Consider the following 18247-nt stretch of genomic DNA (forward strand, 5'->3'; position numbering starts at 1 on the left):
TTGACGGCGACCAGATGGCGGTGCATGTGCCCTTGTCCCTAGAGGCCCAGGCGGAAGCGCGGATTCTCATGCTGGCATCGGGGAATTTGCTCTCGCCTGCCACCGGTCAACCCATCGTGGCCCCCAGCCAGGACATGGTGTTAGGGGCGTATTACCTGACGGCGGAAAACCCACAGCCCCAGAAAGGTGCCGGTCGCTACTTCGCCAACATGAACGATGTGATCCTGGCCTACGAGCAAAAGCAGGTGGGATTGCATGCCTGGATTTGGTTGCGCTACGACGGGGAGGTGGAAGTGGAACCGCCTGATAAGAAAAAGGGCATCAGCGAAGAGATGCTCCTGCGCACCGAAACCATCACCCGCAGCGATGGGGTCGTCGAAACCTGGGAAATCTACGGCCAGAAGCGCCGGGGCGACCGGATTCACGAGACGCGCAAAATTCGCCGCACCAGCACTGGGTACGCGGTGCAGTACATACACACCACGCCAGGGCGCGTCATTTTCAACAAAACCATTCACGATGCCTTAGCTGTTCACAACTAGCCCACCCATTTGCGGAGGTTTGACCATGAACCAACCTGCACCCCGTCCCCTTTTCCGAAACAAGGTTATCGGCAAGAACCAGTTGAAGGAACTCATCGGCTGGGCCTACAGTCGCTACGGCACCGCTCGCACAGCCATTATGGCCGACGCCATCAAAGAGATGGGGTTCCGCTACGCCACCCAAGCAGGCGTGTCCATCAGCATTGACGACCTGCGGGTGCCCCCGACCAAACAGGCGCTCCTGCAACAGGCGGAAGAAACCATCCAACAGACCAAGGAACGCTACGACCGGGGTGAAATTACCAAGGTGGAGCAATTCCAAAAGGTGATTGACACCTGGAACGCCACCACCGAGACCCTGAAAGACGACATGATGCGCCATTTTGAGGAAACCGACCCCCTGAACTCCGTGTATATGATGGCGACGTCGGGGGCGCGGGGGAACGTCTCACAGGTCCGCCAGTTGGTGGGGATGCGCGGGCTAATGGCCGACCCCAACGGGGAAATCATCGAGCAGCCCATCAAGGCTAATTTCCGCGAGGGGCTGACCGTCACGGACTACATCATCTCGTCCTACGGCGCCCGCAAGGGGTTGGTGGATACAGCCCTGCGCACAGCCGACTCCGGTTACCTGACGCGGCGCTTGGTGGATGTGGCCCAGGACTTGATCATTCGAGAAGTGGACTGCGGCACAGAGCGGGGCATCTGGCTGCGGACGCTCGAAGCGGGCGAAAAGCAAATCCCCCTGCAAGAACGGTTGCTAGGACGGGTGGCGGCGCGGGATGTTGTCCATCCCCAAACCGGGGAAGTGCTGGTGGCCCGCAACCAGGACATCAATGCGGAACTGGCGGAAACAATTGTCAAGGCGGGGATTACCGAAGTGATGGTGCGCTCTCCCTTGACCTGCGAGGCCAGCCATTCCATCTGCCAGAAATGCTACGGTTGGAGCCTGGCCCACGGGCGCATGGTGGACCTCGGGGAAGCCATCGGCATTATTGCTGCCCAATCCATCGGCGAGCCGGGGACGCAATTGACCATGCGCACCTTCCACACCGGTGGGGTGTTTACGGGGGATGTGGCCGAAGTGGTGAAAGCGCCGGTGGCTGGGCGAGTGGAGTTGCCCCCGGATATCCCTGCGCGTCCCTACCGCACCCGCCACGGGGATGACGCCCTGCTACTAGAAGGGGATGTGACGGTGAAGGTGGTGGGCGACACCGAAACCCGCGAAATGTCCCTAGCCAAGGGCACCATTTTGCTGGCGTCGCCGGGAACCACAGTAAAAGCGGGGCAAGCCCTAGCGGAAAAACCCACCACCAGCCGGACGCGCCGCACCACGGAAAAGGCAACCAAGGACGTGTCCGCCGACATTCCCGGCGAAATCTACTGCGCAGACCTGCAAACGGAAGACAAGCAGGACCGGCAAGGCGGTGACGGGGCCACCATCCGCATGGTGCAACGCTCGGGTTTGATCTGGGTATTGGCGGGAGAGGTCTATAACTTGCCGCCCGGCGCGCAACCGGCAGTCCAATCGGGCCAAGCCGTCGAGGCCGAAACCGTGTTGTCCCAGATGGACCTCGTGAGTGAGCACGGCGGGCTGGTGCGATTGAATCCAGGGGAAAACCACCGGGGCAGTCGCGAAATCAAAATTATTACGGCATCAGTGTTGCTCGACCAGGCCAAGGTGGTCAAGGAGACCAAGCAGGGCAGTGAACACTATGTCTTGGAAACCCGCACCGGTCAGCGGTTTGCCTTGAAGGTCAGCCCAGGGAGCAAGGTGGCCAATGCGGCGGTGGTGGCGGAGCTAGAGGACAACCGCTATCGCACCCAGACTGGCGGGTTGGTCCGTTACAGCGCGGGTCTGGAAACCGTGCGGCGTGGGCGGGCCAAGCAGGGCTATGAAGTCGTCCGCGGCGGCACGCTCCTGTGGATTCCTGAGGAGACCCACGAGGTCAACAAAGATAGTTCCCTATTGATGGTGCAGCCTGGCGAGTATGTGGAAGGGGGCACCGAAGTAGTCAAGGACATTTTCTGCCACAACGCCGGTGTGGTGGAAGTCGTGGAGAAAAACGACATCCTGCGGGAAGTGATCATCAAACCAGGGCAAGTGTTTTTGGTGGACGACCCCAACCTAGCGGTCCAGCGGGACAAGACCTTTGCCTATCCCGGCGAAACCGTGCTGCCCGGCTTGACGGTCAACGAGCTGACTTATCTGGAGTACGTAGAAAATACGCCGCAAGGACCGGTATTGCTGTTGCGCCCGGTGATCGAGTACACCATTCCTGACAAGCCGCCGGTGCCGAGTCAAGAGGCCACCCACGACGCTGGTACGGGGATTCGGCTGCGGGCGGTGCAACGGCTGAGTTACAAAGACGGGGAGCGGGTCAAGTCCAAAGACGGGGTGGAGCTGTTACGCACCCAGTTGGTGTTGGAAATTGGGGAAAATGCGCCCCAATTAGCCGCGGATATTGAATTTGTGCCCGACAGCCAGGACCCCTCCATCAACCGGTTGCAGTTGGTCATTTTGGAAACGTTGGTGGTGCGCGCCGATGAGGAGGCCGACCAATTGCAAGGCCGCATGTACACCCAAATCCTGGTGCAGGATGGGCAAATGATCCAGCCAGGGACAGCGGTGGCCCGGACCGTCATGCTGAGCCGCACCGCCGGGTATGTGGGACGCATCGTTCAGGAAAGCGGTTCCACCCGCAAGCTGGTGGTGGTGACGGCGGACGATCAGTTCCACGTGCCCCTGAACGGTCAGGCACCGACGGTGCAGGTTGGTCAGATGGTGCGAGCGGGCGATGAGCTAGCGCCGGGGGTAACCACGCCGGAATCGGGGCAGGTGTTGAGTATCGAAAAAGACCAGGTGAAGTTGCGGTTGGCGCGGCCCTATCTGGTGTCGGCAGGGGCAACCATGCACGTGGGGCATGGCGATTTGGTGCAGCGTAACGAACGCTTGTTCACACTGGTGTTTGAGCGGGTCAAAAGCAGCGATATCATCCAGGGGCTGCCGCGGATTGAGGAGTTGCTGGAGGCCCGCAAACCGAAGGACGCCTGTCACTTGGCGCGGCGTCCAGGGGTGGTGTCCGTCACCCGCAACGAGGACGAAACCTTCACCTTGAAGTTAACGGCCCAGGACGGCGGCATCACGGAAATTCGCACAGAGCCTGGGCAAAACCTGCTGGTCAGCGACGGGGAAGCAGTCGAAGCTGGACAGCCCTTGACCGATGGGCCAGTGGACCCCCACGACCTGCTGGAGTTGTTCTACGAACTTTATCGGGAGACGGAATCCCCCTACGAAGCCTGTCGCCGCAGCTTGGAAAAGGTGCAAACCTACCTGGTCAACGAAGTCCAGGGGGTGTACCGCAACCAGGGGATTGAGATTGCCGACAAGCACATTGAGATCATCGTACGCCAGATGACCTCCAAGGTGGTCATCGAAGATGGCGGCGATACCATGCGCTTGCCCGGCGAGATGATGACCCTGCGCGAGATCGAAAGCCTGAACAACACTGTTCCTGGCGCGCCGGCCCAATACCGTCCCAAGCTCATGGGCATCACCAAGGCGGCCCTGAACACCGACAGCTTCATCTCGGCGGCCAGCTTCCAAGAGACCACCAAAGTCTTGACGGAGGCGGCCATTGAGGGGCGGGTGGACTACCTGCGGGGCCTAAAGGAAAACGTGATCATCGGGCGGTTGATCCCTGCTGGGACTGGCTTTTTTGCCGAGACCGCTAGCGCTTACCGTCCCCGTTCCGTGGAGTTGCCCGATACGGAAGACGAGGCGCGAGTACTCAAGGAGGACATGGTGGACGATTTCACGGACCCCCGCCAGGTGCTGATCGAGGACGACGAGTAGCTTGGCGCAGGTCTTTGTCACCGGAGCGACGGGGTTTATCGGGGCCAATCTGGTACGCCTGCTGCTGGCGCAGGGGCATCGGGTACGGGCGCTGGTGCGGCCCCAGAGTGCTTTGACCAACCTGGAGGGCTTGCCGGTGGAACTGGTCACTGGGGACTTGTTCAGCCCGGCCTTGCCCGATTATCTCCGGGGGTGTGATGGGGTATTCCACGTAGCGGCTCACTACTCCCTGTGGCGACGGGATAAAGACCTGCTCTATCGGGTGAATGTGCTGGGCACCCGGAATGTGCTAGCGGCGGCTCGCCAAGCTCAGGTGCCCCGCGTGGTCTATACCAGTTCGGTGGCGGCCATTGGCGTGGGGAAGCGGGGCCAAGTCGTGGACGAAACGCACCAGAGTCCGGTCGAACAGTTGGTTGGTCACTACAAAAAGTCCAAGTACTGGGCGGAGCAGGAAGCCAGGCAAGCGGCGGCGCAGGGGCAAGACGTGGTGATTGTGAATCCCACGACCCCCATCGGCCCCTGGGACTGCAAACCGACCCCTACGGGCGAGATCATCCTGCGGTTTTTGCGTCGCCAAATGCCTGTTTATGTCAATACCGGCTTGAACTTTATTCCAGTGCAGGACGTCGCCTGGGGGCATGTGTTGGCCTGGCAAAAAGGGCAAACCGGTCGTCGCTACATCCTAGGGCACACGAATCTTTCGCTGCGGGCATTTCTCGAGCGACTGGCTCACATAACCGGCCTACCTGCTCCCCGGTGGGCGATCCCAGTGGCCATTCCCCTGGCGGCGGCTTGGGTGGATGAAATGGCGCTCAGTCGTTTGGGGAAAACGCCCAGCTTGGCGTTCGATAGCGTGCGCATGGCCCAGCAGACCATGTATTACAACTCGCAGCGAGCGATTCAGGAATTGGGTTTACCCCAGACGGACTTGGATCAGGCCATCCGGGACGCGGTAGAGTGGTTTCGGCAACACGGAATGGTTTGACATGCCCAAGTTGCTGATTGCCGCCAGCGGTACTGGGGGGCATATTTTTCCCGCCATGGCTGTCGCTCAAGCGCTCCCTAGCGATTGGCGCGTGGAATGGTTGGGAGTGCCGAACCGCCTGGAAAACGAGCTAGTGCCGGGTCGCTATCCCCTGCATCGCGTGCGGTTGTCGGGTTGGCCCCGTGGGTTCCAGTGGCGCACGGTGCGGGTGCTTGGGGAGTTGCTCTGGGCTACGTGGCACGTCCGGCGGTTGTTGCAAAGTGGCGGCTTCGACCAGGTGTTTACCACGGGGGGATACATCGCTGCTCCAGCCATTGTGGCGGCCCGCTCCCTGGGAATTCCGGTGGTGTTGCACGAGTCGAACGCACTGCCGGGCAAAGTCACTCGCTGGCTGGGGCGCTGGTGTGCAGTCGTCGCTCTAGGGTTTGCGCCGGCGCAAGCCTATCTTCCCCATTGCCGCACGGTAGTGGTGGGCACACCGGCTAGACCGGATTTTGTCACCGCATCGCCTGCTGGAGTCGCTCCTGTCCCCCCTGATGCGTTGGTGTTGCTAATTACCGGTGGGAGCCAGGGCGCTGTGAGTCTGAACCAGGTGGTGCGGGCCTGTGTACCGGCGTGGCTGGAACAGGGCTGGTGGGTGGTGCATCAAACCGGTGACCAGGACTCTGACCAGGGCCAGATTCAGCATCCCCACTACATCGAACGGGCGTTTTTCCCCGATATGGCGGCTTGGATGACGCGTGCGCAGTTGGTTATTGCACGGGCTGGCGCGGGGACGCTCACAGAATTGGCGCTCCTGGGCAAACCGGCGATTTTGGTTCCTTACCCTTGGGCTGCCGATGACCACCAGCGCCACAACGCCGAGATTTTTGCCCAGCAGGGAGCGGCCATCGTCATCCCACAAGCCAAACTCACGCCGGCGGTTTTGATGGACACGGTGGCGCAATTGACATCGCAACCGGAGCGCTTGGCGTACATGGCGGCCCAAATGCGGTGTTTAGCTGTGCCGGATAGCGCCCAGCGCGTGGTGCAAGTACTCCAAGCGTTGCTAGCTTAGAAATCGTCGTCGGTTTCCGAAGGGGTGGGGTCTATGACTTCCCCGTTGAAAAAGTCCGCTAACCGCTGGGCGGCCACCCGTACTTGGTCGGTGGGGATGGCCATCGGCGGGCTGGGCTGTGGTGGAGATGCAGGCTCAGCCGCTGGCGGGGGTTGGGATTCCTTCGCAGGGGTCACGGCTATGGCGGGCGGTTTCGGGGGGGGAGTCACCAATTTCACCGCAACCGGTTTGTGTAACACCCGTTTGAAGGCTGCCTGCAAGTCCTTGACTTTCCCTTCGGCGATTTTGAGCAAGGGTTCGGGATGAACGGCCACTTGCGCCTGGGTGTCGTTGAGTGCCACTAGCTGCCCGTTTTGTTCAAACAAGGCCCGCGTTGCTTTGAGACGAATTTCGGCCACCACCTGCGACCACAGGGCGGCGAGATCAACTGTCTCTCCAGAAGCAGGTGGCACTTGCGTCGGGGGGGGAGTCTCTCTCTCCCTGGCAATGACTGGTTCGGAAGGCGGTTCTTGGGGGGCAGGGGCAACTGGTTCCGGCGCAGAACTCGGTGTCCTATCACCAGGAGAGGTCGGTCGTGCGACGCGTGGATGCAAGGGAACGACTTTGGGAGACTCTGCCTGGCCTTGAGCTTGCTGCCACCACCCTAGCAGAATGACTTCCAGCCAGAGATGGGGTTGCGTCGTTTGCCGGAGTTGGGGTTCGCTTTGCCGGAGATACTCTTGCGCCTGTAGGAGTGCGTTCACTCCCACCCGTTGTCCCCAGTCGCGCAGTGCTTGCCAGGTGTCGGTCATCAGGTTGGTCAACTGGGGTTGCTCCGGTGCGGCGCAGGCAATTAACGCATCCCGCACAAATCCCACTAACTGCTGGTACAGGGGCAACGGTTCCCACCCCCTTTCAATCAAGGCCCGTCCCCGTTCCAGCACGGTTACCAGTGATTCCTGATAGACGGCCTGCACCAGGTCGAACAACTCCCGCTCCGGCACCCGTCCGGCCAACTGCCACACCTGTTCAGGGTGAATTGGCTGCGGCAACAAGCTCAACTGATCCAACAGGCTTTCGGCGTCCCGCATCCCCCCTTGGGCCAGTTGCGTCACCACCAGCAGCGCTTCAGGCGTAATGTCAATTCCTTCCAGGTGGGCAATCTGCTGCAAATGGGCTTGCATCACTGCGGGGGGAATCCGCCGGAAATCGAACCGTTGACAGCGGGAAATAATGGTGGCCGGTACGCGCTGAGGGTCGGTTGTGGCCAGGACAAACACCACCCGTTCCGGGGGTTCTTCCAGCGTTTTCAACAGGGCATTGAACGCCGCCCCCGACAGCATGTGGCACTCGTCAATGATGAACACCTTGTACCGCGCCTGAACAGGAGCCAATTGCGCCCGTTCAATCATCTCCCGCACATTGTCCACGCCGGTGTGGCTAGCGGCGTCAATCTCGATGATGTCCAGCGCATTCCCCTGGCTAATGGCTTGGCACAGGACGCACACGCCACAGGGTTCCGGCGTCGGGACCTCACTGCTGAGGCAATTGAGGGCCTTGGCAAGAATGCGAGCCGATGACGTTTTCCCCGTCCCCCGCGGCCCCGTAAACAAATAGGCCGGCGCAATCCGACCCGTGCGAATCGCGTTCGTCAGCGTGGTGCGAATCACATCCTGGCCCACCAGTTGCCCAAAGGTCTGGGGGCGATATTTGTGGTGCAGGGGAATATACACAGCCAGTTAGGAGCCGACCCGTCTTTACTCCAGTATCTCAAGGCCGGGATTCTACTGACACTGGCACAGGTACCGGTGCAGGTTCCGCTACAGGCGCTGGCTGTGCAGGTTGCAAACGATGCCGCTGGTTAATCACCGTGATACTCACCAGGGTCAGCAGCACCCCCGCCCACTGCCAGGCCGTCAGGCTCTCTCCTAGGAACCAGGCGCCAAAGGTCAAGGCAAACACCGGCGTCAAAAACGTCAGCGCACTCAGGCTCGTGAGGTTTCCTTTGGCCGCCAGATAGAAAAACAACCCATAGGATGCCGCACTGCCCAATACTGTTGTATATGCCAGTCCCAACCAATCCCACTGGCTCAAATGCTGCCACACTGGCCCTTCCTGCACCACCGACAGCGCCAGCAGCGGTACGCCCCCTAGCACCATATGCCAACCCGTCGCCACCAAGGGGTCAGCCCAGCGGCTCAACCAGCGCATCATCACCGTGCCCACCGCCATCGCCAGCGCCGCCAGCAGCATCCACCACTCCCCGTGTCCCCACAGGTTAAACCCATGCAGCCATTCTTCCGGCGATAGGGCAATCATGCCAATCCCGGTGATCCCCAGCGCCAAGCCGAGCCAGCCCCACAGCCCAATCACTTCCCCATACAACCACCAGGCCAGCAATGCTACCGCCAACGGCTGGGAGTCAATCATCACAGAGCCAAGGCCCGCTTGGGTGCGCGTCAGACCCGTCACCAAAAACCCTTGAAACAACGTGCCATCCACCAGGGCAAACAGTAAGATGCCCAGCCACGCCCGCCAGGTACGGGGTTGTGGCCGACCCAATGCCAGCGCTGCCGCCAACACCAACAAACCTGCCGGAATCAGCCGAAATGCTCCGACAAACCAGGGTCCCGTCGCCGGCAAGACCGCCTTCATCACGATCATTGCCGTGCCCCAGAAGAAAAATGGACTAATTAGCCCTAAGAAACGCAGCATGGCTTTAAGTCTTTTTTCCTATGGTAACGCAATGTGAATTTTTGCAAATAGGTTGGGGAGATGCTTTATAGGGGGAATGGCGGTGGTATGGTAGGGGATACGTCGGTTCTGGTGGGGGCCAGCCATCAGACGCAAGGGGGAAAGTGCAGTGTGAATCTGCCGCTGTCCCGCAACTGTGATGAAGGCGCTACCGCTTTCTCAGTCAGGATGCCCGCCGACGGGATGTCACCAACAAGTCTGCGAGGTACGGACGATGTTGCGCCAATCAACAGGTTTTCGCTTAGCGCTAGGCGCTGGCCTAGGTTTGAGTCTTGCGCTCACCCACGCGCTACCAGCCCAGGCGATGCACATTGCCGAAGGATTTTTGCCGCCGGGGTGGGTGGTGTTTTGGTGGGTGGTGTTTTTGCCGTTTTTCCTGTGGGGGTTGCGTTCCTTAGGCCAAGTGACCCAACGCGCGCCCGAGACAAAATTGCTGCTGGCGTTGGCGGGGGCTTTTACGTTTGTCCTATCGGCCTTGAAAATTCCATCCGTGACCGGGAGCTGCTCGCATCCGACGGGTACGGGGTTAGGGGCGATGCTGTTTGGCCCTAGCGTCATGACGGTGTTGGGCGGGCTAGTGCTTTTGTTTCAGGCGTTACTCCTAGCGCATGGAGGACTCACCACCTTGGGCGCTAACGGATTTTCCATGGCGGTTGTAGGGCCGTGGGTGGCCTATGCCGTTTTTCATCTCCTGTGGCGAGTAACCCGACGCCAGGGAATCGCCGTATTTGCAGCAGCAGCCTTGGCGGATTTGACGACCTATGTGGTGACGTCGGTGCAGTTGGCTTTGGCCTTCCCAGCGCCGGTGGGGGGATTCGGGGCGGCCTTTGCCAAATTCGCCACGCTGTTTGCTGTCACCCAAATTCCCCTGGCAATTAGCGAAGGACTCTTGACGGTGCTGGTGTGGAACTGGCTACAAACCTACAGTCGTACGGAGTTAACGGCATTGAACCTGGTGCGGGAAGGAGCGTCGTCGTGATGGCGAATACACCGAAAAGCGCACCCTGGTGGGGAAATGTGCTGTTGCTTGGCGGCGTGATTCTGCTGGCGCTGCTCCCGCTGCTAGTTGTCCGCGACGCCGAGTTTGAGGGGGTGGATGCCCAGGCGCCAGAAGTGGTTAAAGAACTCCAGCCGAATTACGAACCCTGGGTGCAACCGCTATTTGAACCGGCCAGCGGGGAAATCGAATCGCTGTTATTTGCGGTGCAGGCGGGGTTAGGTGCTGGGGTGATGGGCTACGTGTTGGGGCGCTACCACGGTCGAACCGACCAACGGCGTGAATAGACCGTGCATCACCACCTGGATAGCTATGCCTATCGCAACGGCCTGCGGTATCTGCCCCCGTCCTACAAGTTAGGGTTTGCCCTGGGGTTGCTGATTCTGGCGCTCATGGCTCAACCGCTGACACAGGCGCTGCTGGCGCTCTGGCTCAGTCTCTGGACAGTAGGATATGCCCGGATTCCGGCGCGGGTTTATGCAGCTTGGTTAGGGATAATGCTGCTGTTCTGGGCGTTGAGCCTGCCAGCGCTGGTGATCCAGGTCGTTCCCACGCCGCCCTTGCGACCTGATGTCCTGTGGGGAACGGACGTGTTCGGTAGCTGGCATGTATTCCTAAGCCGCAGGGGGTTGCACCTGGGATGGACGACGGGGTTACGTTCTCTCGCTTGCAGCAGTTGTCTATTGTTTGTCCTGCTGACAACTCCCTTTGCCGACCTGTTGCGGGTGTTTCGCCGCTGGCACGTTTCCCCTTTGTTGCTGGACTTGCTACTGCTGATGTACCGCTTGATTTTTCTGCTGCTGGATGAAGCGCTCACCATGCATGTGGCGCAACGGGCGCGGGGCGGTTATCGCAACTGGCGACGGGGATTGCAGAGTTTGGCGTTACTCACGGGACAACTCTGGCTGCGGACATTGCACCGTTATGAGCAATTGACGCTGGGGTTAGCTGCGCGGGGCTGGCAAGGCCAATGGCGGGTGGAGCTACCAGCAACCTATCATCTGCCCCGGCGTTACGCCATCGAAGCAGTAGGGGGCGGGCTAGGGTTACTGGTGCTGGAATGGAGTGTACGGTCATCTTAGACTGGAACTGAGTGACCTACTAAAGACGATGAAAGTTTAGACGTGCAGTGCCCCCTAGCGTTGCTCTATGAAAATGTGGAACTTCCCCCTGAACCAATGCCCTGACCCAGTTCCCTGTTTTGCATGTGAGTTCAACCTGTGGGTCTAGCGTTTCACCGAGTCAGTTACACCTATCCCAGCGCCACCCAACCAGCAGTGGTGGAATTAGACTTGACCATGCCAGCGGGTTACAAAACGGTGATTTTGGGGCGCAATGGGTGTGGTAAATCGACGGCGTTACTCCTAGCAGCGGGGCTGTATCGGGGGTATCGCGGCGTGATTACCTGGCGCGGGGAACGGTTGCAGCATCACTGGCCTTGGCGCCAACGCATCGGGCTTACCTTCCAAGACCCGGAACACCAGTTGGTCGGCGCAACGGTTGCCGAAGATATTGCCTACGGGTTGAGCAATCTGTCCCTATCCCGCTCTGAAATTGCCAAACGCTTGTCTCAAATTTTGGCGGATTTTGATTTAGAGGCGCTGGCTGATGTCCCTTTGCATCACCTGAGCTTGGGGCAAAAACGGCGAGTGGCGCTGGCGGGAGTCATGGCGTTACAGCCGGAGTTGTTGCTGCTGGATGAACCGACGACTTACCTAGACCACGAGCAAACTCAAACTCTCCTGCATCTGCTGCACCGGATTCACAGCCAAGGGACAACGGTGGTGATGGCGACCCACGACCTGGATTTGGCCTACGCCTGGGCCGATTGGGTGGTGTGGCTCGACCAGGGGCGGGTGATAGTTGCTGACTGGGCTGAGCGGGTTTGGATGAATAGCGAATTGCTCGCGCAACTGGGGACACCGACATTGTGGGCCGCCTGGCACGCGCTACCAACCGCCTGGCGAGATGGGAAGGCAGCACCTAAAACGCTCAGTGCATGGCAGCATTACTGGCAAGAACGGAGCCAGCAGTTCGGGTAACTCCTGAAATCACTCTGTATCCTGCCGGCCATTGGGGTAGTTCCGAGTGAGAATAGCCAGCAATTGACGAATATCGGCGTGGATATTGCGAGTATCCTGGCGTAGCTCTTCAATGCGGTTCTCCTGGCGCTGGATTACCTGCATCATCAATGCTTGACCTTCCCGTAGCTCCCGAATGGCAGCGGCATTTGCTTGTACTTGTTCAGCCAAGCGGTCCAGCATTTCATCCGTCCAACGAGCCATAGCTTGTACTCCAAAGGGGGACTTTATTTACTCTACATCCTGCCGGCCATTGGGGTAGTTTCGAGTGAGAATAGCCAGCAATTGACGAATATCGGCGTGGATATTGCGAGTGTCTTGACGTAACTCTTCAATGCGGTTTTCCTGGCGCTGGATTACTTGCATCATGAGTGCTTGCGCTTCTCGTAGCTCTTGAACAGATACACGCAACTCTCGAATCGCTTCCGCATTGGCGGCGACTTGGACTTCCAAACGATGGATGGCTTCCGCGTTCGCTTCGACTTTGGCTTCCAAGCGGTTAATCGCTTCAGTATTCGCTTGCACCTGGTCAGCGAGACGGTCCAACATCTCATCAGTCCAACGCGCCATCGCCTGCACTCCAAAAGGGAACTTTATTTACTCTACATCCTGCCGGCCATTGGGGTAGTTCCGAGTGAGAATAGCCAGCAATTGACGAATATCGGCGTGGATATTACGGGTGTCTTGACGTAATTCTTCAATGCGATTTTCCTGGCGCTGGATTACCTGCATCATCAATGCTTGAGCTTCCCGCAGCTCGCGAATGGCTTCCGCATTGGCGGCGACCTGGGCTTCCAAGCGATGGATGGCTTCCGCATTCGCTTCGACTTTAGCTTCCAAGCGGTTGATAGCTTCGATATTCGCTTGCACTTGGTCAGCGAGACGGCCTAGCGTTGCATCAGTCCAACGCGCCATCGCCTGCTCCTAATGAGGGACTAGTCTCAGTTTAACTGGCGGCCTTGACCTAATTTGCACCCATCTCGATTTCACGATTAGGATAACCAACAGTGTTGCTGATAGAATCGAGAGTTGTTTCGCCCAGGATGAACAGCAATGGGGCATCGGCGGGGGTGGATATGGTTCGGGCTGGGTTTTCTAGTATCAATAGTTATTGTCATTTCGACTGCCTACGCTTGGAACCAGTGGGGCTTACCAAAACCATCTACGCAACCGTCTGTTATCACCCCTGCGACACCCACACCCATGCCGACACCCGCCAACTCGACAGTCGTGACTAAATACGGTCATTTCCCCTATGCAGAAATTAGCCGGGACCGCTTGATTGTCGTGGCTAGTTATGGTCGCAAAGAATATCAACGTTACGTCGAAATGGAGCGGGAAGCCGGTCTAGCGCTCTTTCGGCTGATCAATGCAGCGCGGGATGAAGGTCTGTGGATTATTCCCATCTCCGGGTTTCGTACCGTGGACTACCAAGCGCAACTATTCAACCGGCAAGTCCAGAAGCAAGGCTCAGAAGCAGCCGCTGCCCGGATCAGTGCGCCCCCTGGCTATAGCGAACACCACACGGGGTTAGCGATTGACTTGGGCGATGGGTTCGCAGCTGGCGAGGGCATACCGGATATTACGGAACGTTTTGGGCAAACCCGCGCCTACCAATGGCTGCAAAAAAACGCGAAAGATTACGGCTTTGAACTGTCGTTTCCCCCGAATAATCCCCAAGGCGTGATGTACGAACCCTGGCACTGGCGCTACGTGGGTTCAGAATACGCCCGCCAAGTGTTCGCCGCCGCCCGCCGTGGCCCGGTTGGTTAGGTCAAGGGCGTGACGGAGGGAGTCGCCAAAAGCTCCTGGACAGCCAGTTGGAGTTGCTGGTACAGTTGATCCCGGCTCTGAAAGGTCTCCCAGCGCCGCCAGACTTGGCCGTTTTGGACTAACAGAAGCGTTGGGAGCATCCGCAGCCGGTAGCGGCTGGCCAGTTGCAAACTACTGTCGGCGTTGATGGCCACGACTCGGAGATGGTCACTATACTGCTTTTGTAGTTGTAGTAGCAGGGGCTCAACCAGGCGACACAACCCGCACCAGGGAGCGAAAAAGTGCACAATTGTGGGTACGGGCGAGCACAAAACTTCCTGGTCAAAATGCGTTTCTGAAATCCGTTTCACAGGCGTAATTCCTAAGGGACGTTTATTAAACTGCTTTCATCATAACAGGTTGGGGATCACCGTGGTAGGGTCTGGGATCAGCAAAAATGCAAAAATTTCTCAAACTGATTTGGTCAGGCCAAGGACGGTAACCACTTGCCCAGTGCGATACCATAATCTCCAGGCGCATTGGGGACAAGGGCAATGACGGAAGCCTTGATTGAATCTGTACTGCATGAACAACGGCGATTTTTTCCCCCAGAGCCGTTTCGCGCCCGCGCCCGCATCGCGTCGTTGGAACAGTACCAGCAGTTGTGCGACCAGTTTGCCCAAGACCCCCAAGGCTTTTGGGCTGGCCTGGCGGAGCGGGAATTGCACTGGTTTCGGCGCTGGGAACAGGTTTTGGATTGGCAACCCCCCAAAGCGCGCTGGTTTGTCGGTGGTCAAATTAACCTGTCCTACAACTGCCTAGACCGGCACCTGACAACCCCCCGGCGCACCAAACCGGCGATTGTCTGGCAAGGCGAACCCGGAGAGGTGCGGGTCATTACGTATGAACAACTGCATCAAGCGGTGTGCCGCTGGGCAAACGCGCTCAAACAGTTGGGCGTGCAACCCGGCGACCGAGTAGGGATTTATATGCCCATGATTCCCGAGGCGGCTATGGCGATGCTGGCTTGCACCCGGATTGGGGCGGCCCATACGGTGGTGTTTGGGGGATTTAGCGCCGAAGCGCTCAAGGAACGGCTGCGGGCGGCCCAGGCGAAGGTGGTGGTTACCGCGGATGGGGGCTGGCGCAAAGGACAAGTCGTGCCGTTGAAACCCCAGGTGGATGCAGCGCTGGCTGATGGTCAGGTGCCGTCGGTCGAACGGGTGGTCGTGGTGCGGCGAGCGGGAGATTGCGCCATGGACGCCCAGCGGGATGTGTGGTGGCACGAACTGGAGACGCACCTGTCACCGGATTGCCCGGCAGAACCCCAAGACAGTGAGCAGATGCTCTTTATTCTCTACACGTCCGGCACGACGGGCAAACCCAAGGGCATTGTCCATACCACGGCGGGCTATAACCTGTACACGCACATGACGGCCCAGTGGGTGTTTGACCTGCAAGAGGACGATGTCTATTGGTGCACCGCGGATGTGGGGTGGATCACAGGACACAGCTATGTGGTCTATGGGCCGCTGTCGAACGGGGCGACGACGGTCATGTACGAGGGCGCTCCCCATGCGGGTAATCCGGGCTGTTTTTGGGATGTGATCCAGCAGCACCGGGTGACCATTTTTTACACGGCACCCACGGCAATCCGGGCCTTTATCAAGATGGGAGAGGAGCACCCCCGGGCGCGGGATTTGTCGTCGTTGCGGCTGCTGGGCACGGTGGGAGAACCGATTAACCCGGAAGCCTGGATGTGGTACTACCGGGTGATTGGGGGCGAACGTTGCCCGATTGTGGATACCTGGTGGCAAACGGAAACGGGGGGCATTATGATTGCGCCATTGCCAGGAGCGACCCCTACCAAACCGGGTTCTGCAACGCTGCCGTTACCGGGCGTGCAGGCCCAAGTGGTGGACCGCCAAGGAAATCCAGTGGCCGTGAATCAAGGGGGGTACCTGGTGATTACCCATCCGTGGCCGGGGATGATGCGCACGGTCTATCAGGATGAGGAGCGGTTCCGGCGCACGTACTGGGAGCAAATTCCCCCGCGCGATGGCCAGTATTTCTACTTCGCTGGGGATGGAGCGCGCCGCGATGAGGACGGCTATTTCTGGATCATGGGCCGGGTGGATGATGTGATTAACGTGGCGGGGCATCGCCTGGGGACGATGGAAATCGAATCGGCGCTGGTTTCCCATCCAGCAGTGGCGGAAGCAGCAGTGGTGGGCCGTCCCGACGAACTCAAGGGGGAAGCGGTGGTGGCGTTTGTAATTCTAGAGAGTCACTACCAGCCCAGTGATGCGCTGAAACAGGAGTTGCTCGACCACGTGGTGCAGCAAATCGGCGCGATTGCCCGGCCTAGCGACCTGAAATTTACCGACGCCCTGCCCAAAACCCGCTCCGGGAAGATCATGCGGCGATTGTTGCGGGCCATTGCAGCGGGTCAAGCACCCACGGGCGATATGTCCACCCTGGACGACCGGAACGTGCTAGAAGCCCTACGCGAGACGTGAACCGAGCAACCAGCCGCCCCACAGCAGCGCTTCAATCCCCCAAAACAGGGCCACAATCTGCGTTTCCGTCCAGCCGCTCAGTTCCAGGTGGTGATGATAAGGGGTCATCTTGAACAACCGTTTACCCACCCCATCCGGCCCCTTGGTCGCCTTGAAATACCACACCTGGGCCATCACCGTCACGGTTTCCCAGACAAATAACAGGCTGAGGACGAGCAATAACCATAGATGCTGGGTCACGATTCCAATGCCGGCCAAGGCGCCCCCCAGCGCTAAAGAACCCGTATCCCCCATAAACACCCGCGCTGGATGGTGGTTATGCACCAAAAAACCCAAACAAGCCCCTGCTAAAGCGATGGCGAACACACTCACATCGGGATGGGTTGTCGCACAGGCCACGCCCAAACCCGTCAAGGCCACGGCACAGGTGCCCGCCGCTAAACCGTCTAAGCCATCGGTTAAATTCACGGCATTGCTCTGGGCCACTGGCACAAACCCCACCAGTACCCAAAACAACAGCCCTAGGTTTAATGTGAGGTTCCAAGGCAGCGCAATGGTCGTCGGGAGGTTGCCTTGCTGCCAAAGCCATACCGTAAACCCCACCGCCGCCAGGATTTGGAGCGTTAATTTCAGGCGAGGCGCCAGACCTTGATTGGATTGGGTCAGCAGGATCAAAGCATCATCAACCGCGCCAATGCCCCCACAGGCCAACGTCAACAAGAGCACCGCCCAGCCATGCGCCGATAGCGTTTGTCCCTGCCAGGCCAGCATCAGCAGCGTTACCGCCAGGGCGACCGGTAGAAAAAAAATTCCCCCCATCGTGGGCGTTCCGGCTTTTTTCAGATGGGCCTGGGGACCTTCCCGGCGAATCACCTGCCCCATCTTCAACCGGCGCAACCAGGGCAACGTCACCATGCCCGCCAGCGCTACTCCCCCCGTCGCCAACCCCAGCGTCAGGCACAACACTGGCGCATTCGGGGCAACCCAGCTCAGGACGCCCAGCAAACCGGCGGCTAGACCCACCACTAACCAAGCGTCTCGTTTGGCAAGCAACGTCGTCATGGGCCGGCGCCGGCAAGAGATCCCACTTGCATTTTACCCCGGTGGTCAGAACTCTTCTTCTTCTTCGTCCAGCAACTCTTCTTCGAGTTCTTCGTCGTCGAACAGGTCGCCTTCGTCGCCCGTCAGTTCATCCAATCCTTCCCCATCTTCGTCCAACAAGGAACGGTAATCCGACACGGGGCTGGTATCAATCCGACCGATAGACTCCAACCAGTAGAGGATGGACGCATTGGCCGGGGTGGGAATCACATCCGCTGGCTGGTCAATGGGAATCTCCCGAAGCGTAGGAATGACCAGCGGCGGTTCATCCAGGGGATGCAATGCAGAGGATTCGGGTGTGCTCATGGACGTTTTGACTGAAAGGGCAATAAATCACAATAGCAAAATTCACTGGCGACTGTGTTCAGGACAGGGAAGCGGCTGCACCGAACGGTCAAGCCACCCTTGGGCCTGGCGCGTATGATGCAACGCCTGTTCGGGCTGGTCATGGAGGAGATAACTTAACGCCGCCGCCAATTGTTCTGCCGCCCGTGCTTTGCGGTTGTTTTTGAGGCGATGCCACTGCTCTGGCGTAATGCGCAACCGGTCGCACAAGGCCTGCACCAACTGCCGCGTTTCGGCGTCCATGACTGGGGATACAATCAAAACTGGATTTATTGTAGC

19 protein-coding genes and 1 riboswitch are annotated in these 18247 nt (G+C 59.0%); of the genes, 10 read left to right on the plus strand and 9 right to left on the minus strand.

Going from position 1 to position 18247, the window contains the following annotated elements:
* The 4 genes from NZ705_07160 to murG form a co-directional block, all read left to right on the plus strand.
* Positions 1-542 (plus strand): hypothetical protein (locus tag NZ705_07160; GenBank protein MCS7292734.1); only part of this gene is annotated, 542 nt, incomplete at its 5' end.
* A gap of 25 nt (positions 543-567) precedes the next feature.
* Entirely contained in the window at positions 568-4398 is a 3831-nt protein-coding gene (locus tag NZ705_07165) for a DNA-directed RNA polymerase subunit beta' (protein ID MCS7292735.1), read from the plus strand.
* A gap of 1 nt (position 4399) precedes the next feature.
* Positions 4400-5383, plus strand: coding sequence for an NAD-dependent epimerase/dehydratase family protein (locus NZ705_07170; GenBank protein ID MCS7292736.1), 984 nt, complete (start codon positions 4400-4402; stop codon positions 5381-5383).
* Position 5384: 1 nt separating this feature from the next.
* Positions 5385-6440, plus strand: a complete 1056-nt coding sequence (gene murG, locus NZ705_07175) for an undecaprenyldiphospho-muramoylpentapeptide beta-N-acetylglucosaminyltransferase (GenBank protein MCS7292737.1) — start codon at positions 5385-5387, stop codon at positions 6438-6440.
* Here the strand turns inward: murG and NZ705_07180 are convergent.
* On the minus strand, positions 6437-8152 hold the full coding sequence (locus tag NZ705_07180) for a DNA polymerase III subunit gamma/tau (GenBank protein MCS7292738.1): 1716 nt from the start codon (positions 8150-8152) through the stop codon (positions 6437-6439). The two genes, murG and NZ705_07180, sit on opposite strands and share 4 nt — an antisense overlap.
* 37 nt (positions 8153-8189) lie before the next feature.
* Positions 8190-9134, minus strand: coding sequence for a DMT family transporter (locus NZ705_07185; GenBank protein ID MCS7292739.1), 945 nt, complete (start codon positions 9132-9134; stop codon positions 8190-8192).
* Positions 9135-9220: 86 nt separating this feature from the next.
* Positions 9221-9368, plus strand: a riboswitch (cobalamin riboswitch).
* Between the two features lie 19 nt (positions 9369-9387).
* Here NZ705_07185 and NZ705_07190 point away from each other — a divergent pair.
* The 4 genes from NZ705_07190 to NZ705_07205 all read left to right on the plus strand — a co-directional run bounded on the left by NZ705_07190 (position 9388) and on the right by NZ705_07205 (position 12212).
* Positions 9388-10152 carry an energy-coupling factor ABC transporter permease gene (locus NZ705_07190; protein ID MCS7292740.1) on the plus strand — a complete coding sequence of 255 codons (765 nt, stop codon included), beginning with the start codon at positions 9388-9390 and terminating at the stop codon, positions 10150-10152.
* Positions 10152-10457 (plus strand): energy-coupling factor ABC transporter substrate-binding protein, encoded by a 306-nt coding sequence (locus NZ705_07195; GenBank protein ID MCS7292741.1) that lies wholly within the window; start codon positions 10152-10154, stop codon positions 10455-10457. The genes NZ705_07190 and NZ705_07195 overlap by 1 nt, the downstream gene beginning before the upstream one ends.
* 3 nt (positions 10458-10460) lie before the next feature.
* Positions 10461-11252, plus strand: a complete 792-nt coding sequence (gene cbiQ, locus NZ705_07200) for a cobalt ECF transporter T component CbiQ (protein MCS7292742.1) — start codon at positions 10461-10463, stop codon at positions 11250-11252.
* A 138-nt stretch (positions 11253-11390) separates the two neighbouring features.
* Entirely contained in the window at positions 11391-12212 is an 822-nt protein-coding gene (locus tag NZ705_07205; GenBank protein MCS7292743.1) for an energy-coupling factor ABC transporter ATP-binding protein, read from the plus strand.
* Between the two features lie 9 nt (positions 12213-12221).
* Here NZ705_07205 and NZ705_07210 read toward each other — a convergent pair whose 3' ends face one another.
* From NZ705_07210 to NZ705_07220, 3 genes are read right to left on the minus strand one after another with little or no spacing between them, the layout of a single operon-like run.
* Positions 12222-12455 carry a hypothetical protein gene (locus tag NZ705_07210; GenBank protein MCS7292744.1) on the minus strand — a complete coding sequence of 78 codons (234 nt, stop codon included), beginning with the start codon at positions 12453-12455 and terminating at the stop codon, positions 12222-12224.
* Between the two features lie 27 nt (positions 12456-12482).
* Positions 12483-12821 (minus strand): hypothetical protein, encoded by a 339-nt coding sequence (locus NZ705_07215; protein ID MCS7292745.1) that lies wholly within the window; start codon positions 12819-12821, stop codon positions 12483-12485.
* 27 nt (positions 12822-12848) lie between these two features.
* Positions 12849-13166, minus strand: a complete 318-nt coding sequence (locus tag NZ705_07220) for a hypothetical protein (protein MCS7292746.1) — start codon at positions 13164-13166, stop codon at positions 12849-12851.
* A gap of 288 nt (positions 13167-13454) precedes the next feature.
* Between NZ705_07220 and NZ705_07225 the strand changes: the two genes are divergently transcribed.
* Positions 13455-14024: a D-alanyl-D-alanine carboxypeptidase family protein gene (locus NZ705_07225; protein ID MCS7292747.1), complete on the plus strand. Its 570-nt coding sequence runs from the start codon at positions 13455-13457 to the stop codon at positions 14022-14024.
* Here NZ705_07225 and NZ705_07230 read toward each other — a convergent pair.
* Positions 14021-14374: a thioredoxin family protein gene (locus NZ705_07230; protein ID MCS7292748.1), complete on the minus strand. Its 354-nt coding sequence runs from the start codon at positions 14372-14374 to the stop codon at positions 14021-14023. The genes NZ705_07225 and NZ705_07230 overlap by 4 nt on opposite strands.
* 183 nt (positions 14375-14557) lie before the next feature.
* On the opposite strand from NZ705_07230, the gene acs reads away from it, so the two are divergent.
* Positions 14558-16522: an acetate--CoA ligase gene (gene acs / locus NZ705_07235; GenBank protein ID MCS7292749.1), complete on the plus strand. Its 1965-nt coding sequence runs from the start codon at positions 14558-14560 to the stop codon at positions 16520-16522.
* Here the strand turns inward: acs and mraY are convergent.
* From mraY to NZ705_07250, 3 genes are read right to left on the minus strand one after another with little or no spacing between them, the layout of a single operon-like run.
* Complete coding sequence (gene mraY / locus NZ705_07240) at positions 16508-17584, minus strand: phospho-N-acetylmuramoyl-pentapeptide-transferase (protein MCS7292750.1); 1077 nt, start codon at positions 17582-17584, stop codon at positions 16508-16510. The two genes, acs and mraY, sit on opposite strands and share 15 nt — an antisense overlap.
* 45 nt (positions 17585-17629) lie before the next feature.
* Positions 17630-17929: a DUF3134 domain-containing protein gene (locus NZ705_07245; protein ID MCS7292751.1), complete on the minus strand. Its 300-nt coding sequence runs from the start codon at positions 17927-17929 to the stop codon at positions 17630-17632.
* A gap of 42 nt (positions 17930-17971) precedes the next feature.
* Positions 17972-18211 carry a DUF6439 family protein gene (locus NZ705_07250; GenBank protein MCS7292752.1) on the minus strand — a complete coding sequence of 80 codons (240 nt, stop codon included), beginning with the start codon at positions 18209-18211 and terminating at the stop codon, positions 17972-17974.
* Between the last annotated feature and the right edge of the window lie 36 nt (positions 18212-18247).

Origin of the sequence: Gloeomargarita sp. SKYB120, from assembly GCA_025062155.1 — a bacterium.
Taxonomy (GTDB): domain Bacteria; phylum Cyanobacteriota; class Cyanobacteriia; order Gloeomargaritales; family Gloeomargaritaceae; genus Gloeomargarita.

Excerpts from the sequence above, each read along its gene's own strand:
- mraY (MCS7292750.1), bottom strand. The coding sequence starts at position 17,584 with ATGACGACGTTGCTTGCCAAACGAGACGCTTGGTTAGTGGTGGGTCTA.
- NZ705_07245 (MCS7292751.1), bottom strand. The coding sequence starts at position 17,929 with ATGAGCACACCCGAATCCTCTGCATTGCATCCCCTGGATGAACCGCCG.
- NZ705_07250 (MCS7292752.1), bottom strand. The coding sequence starts at position 18,211 with ATGGACGCCGAAACGCGGCAGTTGGTGCAGGCCTTGTGCGACCGGTTG.
- NZ705_07190 (MCS7292740.1), top strand. The coding sequence starts at position 9,388 with ATGTTGCGCCAATCAACAGGTTTTCGCTTAGCGCTAGGCGCTGGCCTA.
- NZ705_07210 (MCS7292744.1), bottom strand. The coding sequence starts at position 12,455 with ATGGCTCGTTGGACGGATGAAATGCTGGACCGCTTGGCTGAACAAGTA.
- acs (MCS7292749.1), top strand. The coding sequence starts at position 14,558 with ATGACGGAAGCCTTGATTGAATCTGTACTGCATGAACAACGGCGATTT.
- NZ705_07225 (MCS7292747.1), top strand. The coding sequence starts at position 13,455 with ATGCCGACACCCGCCAACTCGACAGTCGTGACTAAATACGGTCATTTC.
- NZ705_07215 (MCS7292745.1), bottom strand. The coding sequence starts at position 12,821 with ATGGCGCGTTGGACTGATGAGATGTTGGACCGTCTCGCTGACCAGGTG.
- murG (MCS7292737.1), top strand. The coding sequence starts at position 5,385 with ATGCCCAAGTTGCTGATTGCCGCCAGCGGTACTGGGGGGCATATTTTT.
- NZ705_07195 (MCS7292741.1), top strand. The coding sequence starts at position 10,152 with ATGGCGAATACACCGAAAAGCGCACCCTGGTGGGGAAATGTGCTGTTG.
- NZ705_07185 (MCS7292739.1), bottom strand. The coding sequence starts at position 9,134 with ATGCTGCGTTTCTTAGGGCTAATTAGTCCATTTTTCTTCTGGGGCACG.
- NZ705_07220 (MCS7292746.1), bottom strand. The coding sequence starts at position 13,166 with ATGGCGCGTTGGACTGATGCAACGCTAGGCCGTCTCGCTGACCAAGTG.
- NZ705_07165 (MCS7292735.1), top strand. The coding sequence starts at position 568 with ATGAACCAACCTGCACCCCGTCCCCTTTTCCGAAACAAGGTTATCGGC.